A 7349-nucleotide genomic window follows, 5' to 3' on the forward strand; every position below is an offset into this window, starting at 1 on the left:
ATCTCATATACTCTCGCTCAATTGGCCTGGCAGTCAGGCGCACAGGAGAAGCCCATGAACGCACTCAAGAAAGCCCTCATCCTCGGCAGCATCGCCCTCTCCGTCGCCGGCTGTACCGGCGATGGCTTGCGTTACCAGGGCATGAGCGGCCAGCAAACTACGGGGATGGCCCGTGACTTCATGGGCTTTAGCCCGTATCGCACTGCCGGGCTTGGTCGCGCCGTTTCGCTGAATCTGGGCACCAACTTCCAGGCATTGCCCGAAGGGTCGATTTTTCCTGCGATGAAGGGCAAGTGGCAGGGCGTGATGGAAAACAACGACAGCACGCACACCAAGCGCGCTGCCAATATCTACATCAGCGGCAGCACCAAAAAATCCCGCCTGAAAGAAGGCGAGCTGAACATCATGGCGGTGCAAAACACCTGCGCCATGGGCTTTGCGTACATCACAACACTGCAAGATGGCACGGTGATCTATCGCAAATTCCCTGACTGGCCCGGCTACCGTGGCGTGTGCGGCGAAGGCTTTCTGCGCGTAGCGCCGCAAGATGACGGCACGCTGCGCATCTCGGATCACGAGTACACCCCCGAAGGCAAGGAAGTCGCTGCGGGAGTGTTCACCCGTGTCCCTCAGTGACCTCAAGCACTTCCGTCTGATCCAGGATGCCCATCCCGGCGTCCTGGCTGATCTGACGCCATTTCGTCTCAGCATCCCGGCTGGCTGGTTTCCGCTGCTGAATCGCTTGTGCGTGCTGCTTGAAGAGCACAGTCAGGCCAGTGGGAAGCCGGTGGCCAAGATCTTTGGTGTCAACGAAAAGGGCGGGCAGATGAAGGTGTTCTTGTCCGCCGACGATGACGACCAGGTGATCCGGATCGTCGAGAGTCTCGTGCTGGAGTCGACACAAACTTGCCGCGTCTGCTCAGCGAAAGCGAGCAGATCGGTGATTGCTGGTCGGATGTATGTCGTCTGCCAGGTGCACCTGGAAGCCCAAGTCGGAGTGGCTGAGTAATGCGGCGCGCAGCCCTGTTGATCGCCTGCCTGCTGCCGTTTGGCCAGGTGCTGGGCGGGGCTGCGGGGATGGATATCTCTATCGGAGAAGGTGCTGGGGAGGGGGCCTACGGCTCGATCCGCATCTCTCCGGAAGGCATGGCCATGGGGCGTGGCACATGCAGCATCGAGATCAACAAGGCACTGGTTGAGCGTGACTATCAGCAGTACCGCTATGCGTCAGCAGAAGCGTTCTACGAGCAGACGATGATGCACGAGCTCGTGCACTGCAACCACGCACCCGTGCTGTACGCCAGCCTGAATCAGCTGGTCACCCTGGCTATGCAGTACCAGAAAACCCATGGCGGGGATGAACCCCCAGTCGAGGCCCTGCGCAACACCCATGCGGAGGCCTTTGTGGGGGCCTACTTCCTGGCGCTGTCGCATGCTGACCAAGAGCAGTCTGACGGGGCTGATATCTGGTGGGGTCAGGAGCTTCGACTCAGCCAGGATCGAGGGCTGGGGCACAGCTTCGAGGCGATAGCCGCACAGTGTGCGAAGCGTGGCGATTGCCCCACTGACATTCCTCACCTGAACAACCTACTGCTCAATGATCCTGAGTACCGAAAGGCGCTCATGAAAGACCTGGAGAAAAATGGTCGTGATTGAAGGAAGCTCTCTCGCCGCACTGCGCGGGCTCAGGAAGGATGCCAGGGACAACCTGCACATCCGCGAGCGCCTGCGCTTCTATGTGATCAACCGACTCGATAAAAACGACACAACGCGGGAGGACATGGTTGTCCTGCGCATGATCGAGCGCCTGGACAAAAGACACCCGCTTGGCAAACAGGCCGGCATCACGACTCGCTCGATGATGCTAAGGATCAAGGCCGCACGCGATGAGCAGCCGGTCAAAGGCCTGGAAGACCCGTGGAAGTCCCGCCTGGAAATGCTGGAGCTGATCCTGCCGGGGTCGGTGGTTCCTGTTGTTGAGCCCGAGATGAACATCCGCAGATTGCGCCAACTGCTGCACACATGGCACGTCTATGAGAGCTTCAGCGAGACGCTGAATGACAGCTACAACGTCTTCAGAGAAAAAGAGCGGGTGTTGCGCGCCAGGGCAGAAAACGCGCTTGATAAGCTGCCAGCACGACTGCGTAGGCACTGGTTGGAAGCGGATTTGGGGGTCTAATGGACGACATCGAGCAAGAGCAACTGGCTCGCATCAAGTGGCTGATTGCGCGCCTGCGCGAGCGGTACTCACAGTTACGTCATCACACGCCATTCGGCGAGAGTGAGCCAAGCGGCGTCAGCACATTTTTCAACGGCTTATTTGTCGTGGATCGGTGCATCCAGGCCGGTGACCCGCAGCTAGACATGTACTTGAGAATCCTGATTACAACTTCATGGTTGAGCGTTGAAAACCACTGTCACAACGACTTTGATAGCGACGACGAAAAGATCCGCAGCATGGCGCTTTGGAGAAGGTCTTTTTTTGACGCGCTGGAGGCAAAGTCAGGACTGGAGTGCATCTGCGAGGCGATGGATGCGGCAAATGCAGAAGTAGTGAAGTGCTGGATTGCGGGGATGATGGACATCGATTACTTCTGAATATTTGGCGCTTGACAAAATGTATATTTCTCCGTATAGTAAGCATCAAGAGCTGGTGGTCAGCTCAAATCACGGAGAGTTGCATGAACAAGATGATTGCCCTGGGCACCCTGACCAAAGATGCCGTCATTACTGATCTGGAAAGCGGTCGCCAACGCCTCGGCGGCACACTGGCGGTAAAAGAAGGTATGACTGGCGACAAGCCGATCATGAGTTACGTGGCCTTCGCTTCGTTCGGCCCCAAGGGCTTTGCCGATGAAATCGTCAAGACCATGAAAGAAGGTGAGGCCTTCAGCGTCTTCGGCAAACTCAACAAAACCCCGTCCGAAAAAGACTCCAACGTCTACGACAACGCCACCATCGAAGTGCGCCTGGGCAACATCCGTCCGGCAGGCAAGGGCGGTCTGGGCCTGAACCGCATCACCCTGATCGGCAACGTGACCGGCGATGCCCGCCTGAACTCGGTCAACGATGAAACCGATGTCGTGAACTTCACCGTGGCCACCAATGATGGCTACCGCAACGAAGCCGGTGAGTGGATCGACAACCCCCCGGTATTCCATGAGTGCTCGCGCTTCGTGAAGAAGGGTAGTGGCGCCAAACTCCAGGAAAAGCTCATGAAGGGTCGCGAGGTCGAGGTGGAGGGCACGCTGCGCTATACGAAGTCGACCAGCAAGACCAACAACAAAACCTACCACGCCCATGTGATTCGCGCCGAAGAAGTGATCCCCGGTCGCAAGCCGCAAGGCAAGGTTGAAGATCAAGCCATGCCGGCTGAGCAGCAGCTGCCGCAAGACGTGATCGATCAGCAGCAGGCGGGAGACGACATTCCGTTCTAGCGAGCGGTGCGTCACACGAATCAACAGGGTGGCACTGCCACCCTTTTCTAACGCGCAAGAGGAAATACCATCATGGAAAAAGTCAAAAACCTGTTCGTGACTCGCGAAGAAAAGCTGAAGGCTTGCGCCGCGAAGATCATCGCCAAGGAAACCTTCGCCCCAGGCGACCTGGTCATCTGGAAAGAGGGCATGAAGAACCGCCGCTTCCCGGCCTACGCCGAAGCCGTGGTGGTGACCCAGGTGCTGGCTGAGCCAGTGATTGATAACACCGAGCGCAGCTCAGGCACTCCAACCTTTCGCGAGCCCCTGGATGTTGTGATCGGCTGGCTCGACAGCGACGGTGACTTTATCGAGTTCTACCTGGATGGCCGGCGACTCACCAAGGCTGAGTAAGCCAAGTGATCTACCCGCAAAGCCCGGCATGTCCGGGCTTTGTTGTTTTCAAAGGGCTTTTCTCTGACGAAAGGTCTAGAAATACGCGCTTCATAATGTGGCTATTCATGGAATATACATATACAATTCCGTCGACTGAATCACACTGGAACCCCCTCTATGCCCATCCGCATGCCACACGTCGCCCTTGCTGCGGCAATCCTGCTGCCACAAGCAGTCAGTGCCAAAACCAAGCTCGCCGATTGCTTATCGCTTGCCCCAACCCAGGCACAGTTATGTGCTTCTGGGATCGACCCCTTCGCCCGCGTCTATCGCACTCCTGCGGGCGACTTGTCTTCGACATCGAGCTTCAAGACCACGGGTGAGTACGCCCGCTATGCCGATGACGGCGCCGATCTGGCATCGCCTCTGATGGGCAAGGCCCTGGAAAACGATGGCGCCCTGCTGATCGCCAAGGCTGGCCCGGTGGATGCCGAAGAGCTGGCTTACGAGCTGGATCTGAAGGCAGTACCGGACAAGACCAAATCCTGGCGCGGCGCGGTCATGGCTTCGAACCAGGGCCCGGACGTTTCGGGTCGCGACATCCTCACGTGGTATCACAAGCAGCGCCTGGGTGAGGGCTATGTGGCCACGGTGTCGGCGACACACGGCTTTTCCGATCTGCGCCCGGAATCCAAGGGCGGCAGCTACGAAAGCCTCTTTCTCGACCTGGAAAAGGCCTATGCCTTCGGACTGGTCAACCTGAGCTACAGCTACACCGACAACGAGGCCGGTGGGGATAGCCTGATCTACGTGCTCGGTGGGGAAACGCAGCGCTTCAGCGCGTCGCTGAGCAACTGGTACGACAAGACCTGGCGCTTTACGCAGAAGCTGGAGCACACGACCCGCGAGCAAGAGATGGGCGTGTTCGATCTGTACACACGCCAGCGCTACACCAGCGGCATTCTTGAAGGCGCTTATGAGGGGTCTGCTGGCAGCATCCAGGTCAAAGCCAAGAAGGGTGTCGACGGCAACCAGGAGATGAACCTGCTGCCGCTGCTGGGCACGTTCAACCCCTATTACTGGTCGCTCGACCTCAATGCCACCGGCAGCTTCAGGCTGACCGAAAAAACCCTGCTGAAGACCCGCCTGGAGGGCTTCAAGGGCTCGATGGACATGCCATCAAGCGAGCGCATTGGACTGGGCGGAACCAGTGCCGGCTCAAGCCACGAGAGCGGCCTGTACTCGGGCTACAAGGGCTTTCAAAACGACATCTCGATTTCCCGTCAGCTGTTCACCGGCAACGGCTACTCCGTGGTCGGACACGTCGGTACGAACGGGGCTGACATCAAGACTGCACTCGACCAGAGCATCCGCCTGCAAAGCGCGGAGATCGGCGTGGACGTGGCTTTCGGCAGCTGGGGAATCAACACCACTTACGCCAAAAGCGTCTCGACCAAGGGGTTGGATGCTGATCAGCGCGTGAACGCGCAAATTGTCTGGAGATACTGATATGCGACTGAAAAAACTCACCCTGGCGATTTCTCTCGCAATCAACTCCGGAGCTGTCCTTGCCATTGATGCCGGCACGCTGCCTGATATCGGCAATGCCCTGGTGACCTACGGCGACGCCAACTTTGCCCAAGCTGGCAACGCACTGACGGTCGACGCTTCGCAGTCCAGCGGCCTGAACGGCAACACCGTAATTCAGTGGGGTGGGGCCGGGTTCAATGTGGGGTCGGGGGCGTCGGTCACCTTTGACGCTAAGTCGGCTTCGTCCGTGATCCTGAACTATGACACCTCGGGTGCAATGTCGAAGATCCACGGAGCCATCAACTCGCCTCGCGGCAATATCGTCCTGGTCAATGCCAATGGCTTTGAGCACTCCGGTAACGGGGCTGCGAGTCTGACGCTGATTCAGGCGAACCCGATTTCGGGCGCAGACACTTTCGGCCTTGATGGCTCCAGCCGCATCATCATCGAAAATGACCCAGATGAATCCCTGGTAACTCAGGCCGTCAGCGATCTGAGCAAGATGACTCAGGTGAGTGATGCAGATGTCCTGGAGATCGAGCAGCGCGGCAGAATTACGGTCGATTCGAACGCTAAGGACATCTCCTTCGTCAGTCAGTTTGGTGGAGCGACGAAGACGATTGAGAACTCGTCGTTCACTAACTCCAGGGTCACAATTGACAGCACCATTGAGTTCGCAGAAATCCTCAATACACAGTTTACGGGCGAGCTGAGTATTCTCAGTGAGAAGGTCATGATTGACGGTATTTCTGCGGAAAATACCTCGATTCATAGCCATCAAGTCGACATTCTATTTTCGGACTTCTATCGCCTGAACATCAACGCCGATCACGTCATGCTGATCGAGTCGAACGTCTTTGGAGATGCTTCGATTACATCGTATGCATTCTGGACACCGGCAAATTTTTACATCAGCGGCACTGACTTCACGGCAAGCGAAGAATTTGGCAAAACACTTGAAATCAGTGCAGTGCACACTGAAATGCCGGCAGATGACTGGACGACATTTTCGCACGGGGTAGAGCAATCTCATATCTCTGGCTATGATGCAGTGAATGTCGACATGACATTCAACTCAACCAATAAAGATGCGGCTTCAATGCCGACGATCTTTAATCATATTTCCTTTGTAGATGTCAAAAACGCCAATGTCTCACTGGGCAGTGATTTTGCCAAAATAAACGCAAGCTACATCGAATTCAGGGACACAACCCCGGAAGGTAACGGTGGCGGTAATCTGACGATCAGCGACACATCTGCTGAGGCAAAAGGCATTAACCTTGAATACCTAAACTTTTATGGTTTAGGGGACTTGGTGTTGAAGCAAACAGGCACGACCAGCGCCGAAGCGGCAATGAACTTAACGTACATGTATGTAAGCGCAAGAAATTTAAGCGTAAGTGGATCTTTCTTTATGGATTCGTCAACGCTTGAGGCGACAGATAAGGTCAGCATTTCGTCGACAACTACTGGCGTAGATAAAAGCATTATTCAATATTCTTATATCTACGGCGGGTATGGCGATATTGTTTTTAGTCCAGAATCAAGCACGGTATCTGATACGTACAATCACGCACCTGAAAATGGCGTCAAAACGGATGGCGTAAGCACTTCGGAAAATGGCATTTGGATTTCAGGGCTAACAGCCAGCTCTGGCAACACGTACACAACTAGCGCGATCAAGCCTGCTGATCCAGTAGACCCCGTCGATCCGGTCGATCCAGTCGATCCGGTAGACCCCCCGACTGACCCAGTCGACCCGGTTGATCCGGTCGATCCTGTCGACCCAGTAGACCCGGTTGATCCGGTCGATCCAGTAGACCCGCCAACTGATCCAGTCGACCCGGTAGACCCGGTAGATCCAGTCGATCCGGTAGACCCCCCGACTGACCCAGTCGACCCGGTTGATCCTGTCGATCCTGTCGACCCAGTAGACCCGGTTGATCCGGTTGATCCGGTCGATCCAGTAGACCCGCCAACTGATCCAGTCGACCCGGTAGACCCGGT

Annotated in this window: 9 protein-coding genes; all 9 read left to right on the forward strand. The window is 56.4% G+C overall.

Features of this window, described 5'->3' with window-relative positions; genetic code table 11:
- The first annotated feature begins 54 nt into the window (after positions 1–54).
- Complete coding sequence (locus tag F3I62_RS19015) at positions 55–636, forward strand: hypothetical protein (protein ID WP_160491219.1); 582 nt, start codon at positions 55–57, stop codon at positions 634–636.
- Positions 623–1009, forward strand: a complete 387-nt coding sequence (locus tag F3I62_RS19020) for a hypothetical protein (RefSeq protein ID WP_160491220.1) — start codon at positions 623–625, stop codon at positions 1007–1009. The genes F3I62_RS19015 and F3I62_RS19020 overlap by 14 nt, the downstream gene beginning before the upstream one ends.
- Entirely contained in the window at positions 1009–1656 is a 648-nt protein-coding gene (locus tag F3I62_RS19025) for a hypothetical protein (protein WP_160491221.1), read from the forward strand. The genes F3I62_RS19020 and F3I62_RS19025 overlap by 1 nt, the downstream gene beginning before the upstream one ends.
- Positions 1643–2179 carry a hypothetical protein gene (locus tag F3I62_RS19030; protein WP_160491222.1) on the forward strand — a complete coding sequence of 179 codons (537 nt, stop codon included), beginning with the start codon at positions 1643–1645 and terminating at the stop codon, positions 2177–2179. Before F3I62_RS19025 ends, F3I62_RS19030 begins: the two co-directional genes overlap by 14 nt.
- A complete protein-coding gene (locus tag F3I62_RS19035; protein WP_160491223.1) occupies positions 2179–2598 on the forward strand; it encodes a hypothetical protein in 420 nt (139 codons plus the stop codon). Before F3I62_RS19030 ends, F3I62_RS19035 begins: the two co-directional genes overlap by 1 nt.
- A gap of 83 nt (positions 2599–2681) precedes the next feature.
- Complete coding sequence (locus tag F3I62_RS19040) at positions 2682–3437, forward strand: single-stranded DNA-binding protein (protein WP_160491224.1); 756 nt, start codon at positions 2682–2684, stop codon at positions 3435–3437.
- A gap of 72 nt (positions 3438–3509) precedes the next feature.
- Positions 3510–3830: a hypothetical protein gene (locus tag F3I62_RS19045; protein ID WP_160491225.1), complete on the forward strand. Its 321-nt coding sequence runs from the start codon at positions 3510–3512 to the stop codon at positions 3828–3830.
- A gap of 159 nt (positions 3831–3989) precedes the next feature.
- Positions 3990–5321 carry a hypothetical protein gene (locus tag F3I62_RS19050; protein ID WP_160491226.1) on the forward strand — a complete coding sequence of 444 codons (1332 nt, stop codon included), beginning with the start codon at positions 3990–3992 and terminating at the stop codon, positions 5319–5321.
- A 1-nt stretch (position 5322) separates the two neighbouring features.
- A partial coding sequence (locus F3I62_RS20185) for a filamentous hemagglutinin N-terminal domain-containing protein (protein WP_178122536.1) occupies positions 5323–7349 on the forward strand: 2027 nt, incomplete at its 3' end.

It is taken from the genome of Pseudomonas sp. R-28-1W-6 (assembly GCF_009799925.1).
Classification (GTDB): Bacteria; Pseudomonadota; Gammaproteobacteria; order Pseudomonadales; family Pseudomonadaceae; genus Aquipseudomonas.

Excerpts from the sequence above, each read along its gene's own strand:
- F3I62_RS19030 (WP_160491222.1), top strand. The coding sequence starts at position 1,643 with ATGGTCGTGATTGAAGGAAGCTCTCTCGCCGCACTGCGCGGGCTCAGG.
- F3I62_RS19050 (WP_160491226.1), top strand. The coding sequence starts at position 3,990 with ATGCCCATCCGCATGCCACACGTCGCCCTTGCTGCGGCAATCCTGCTG.
- F3I62_RS19015 (WP_160491219.1), top strand. The coding sequence starts at position 55 with ATGAACGCACTCAAGAAAGCCCTCATCCTCGGCAGCATCGCCCTCTCC.
- F3I62_RS19025 (WP_160491221.1), top strand. The coding sequence starts at position 1,009 with ATGCGGCGCGCAGCCCTGTTGATCGCCTGCCTGCTGCCGTTTGGCCAG.
- F3I62_RS19045 (WP_160491225.1), top strand. The coding sequence starts at position 3,510 with ATGGAAAAAGTCAAAAACCTGTTCGTGACTCGCGAAGAAAAGCTGAAG.
- F3I62_RS19035 (WP_160491223.1), top strand. The coding sequence starts at position 2,179 with ATGGACGACATCGAGCAAGAGCAACTGGCTCGCATCAAGTGGCTGATT.
- F3I62_RS19040 (WP_160491224.1), top strand. The coding sequence starts at position 2,682 with ATGAACAAGATGATTGCCCTGGGCACCCTGACCAAAGATGCCGTCATT.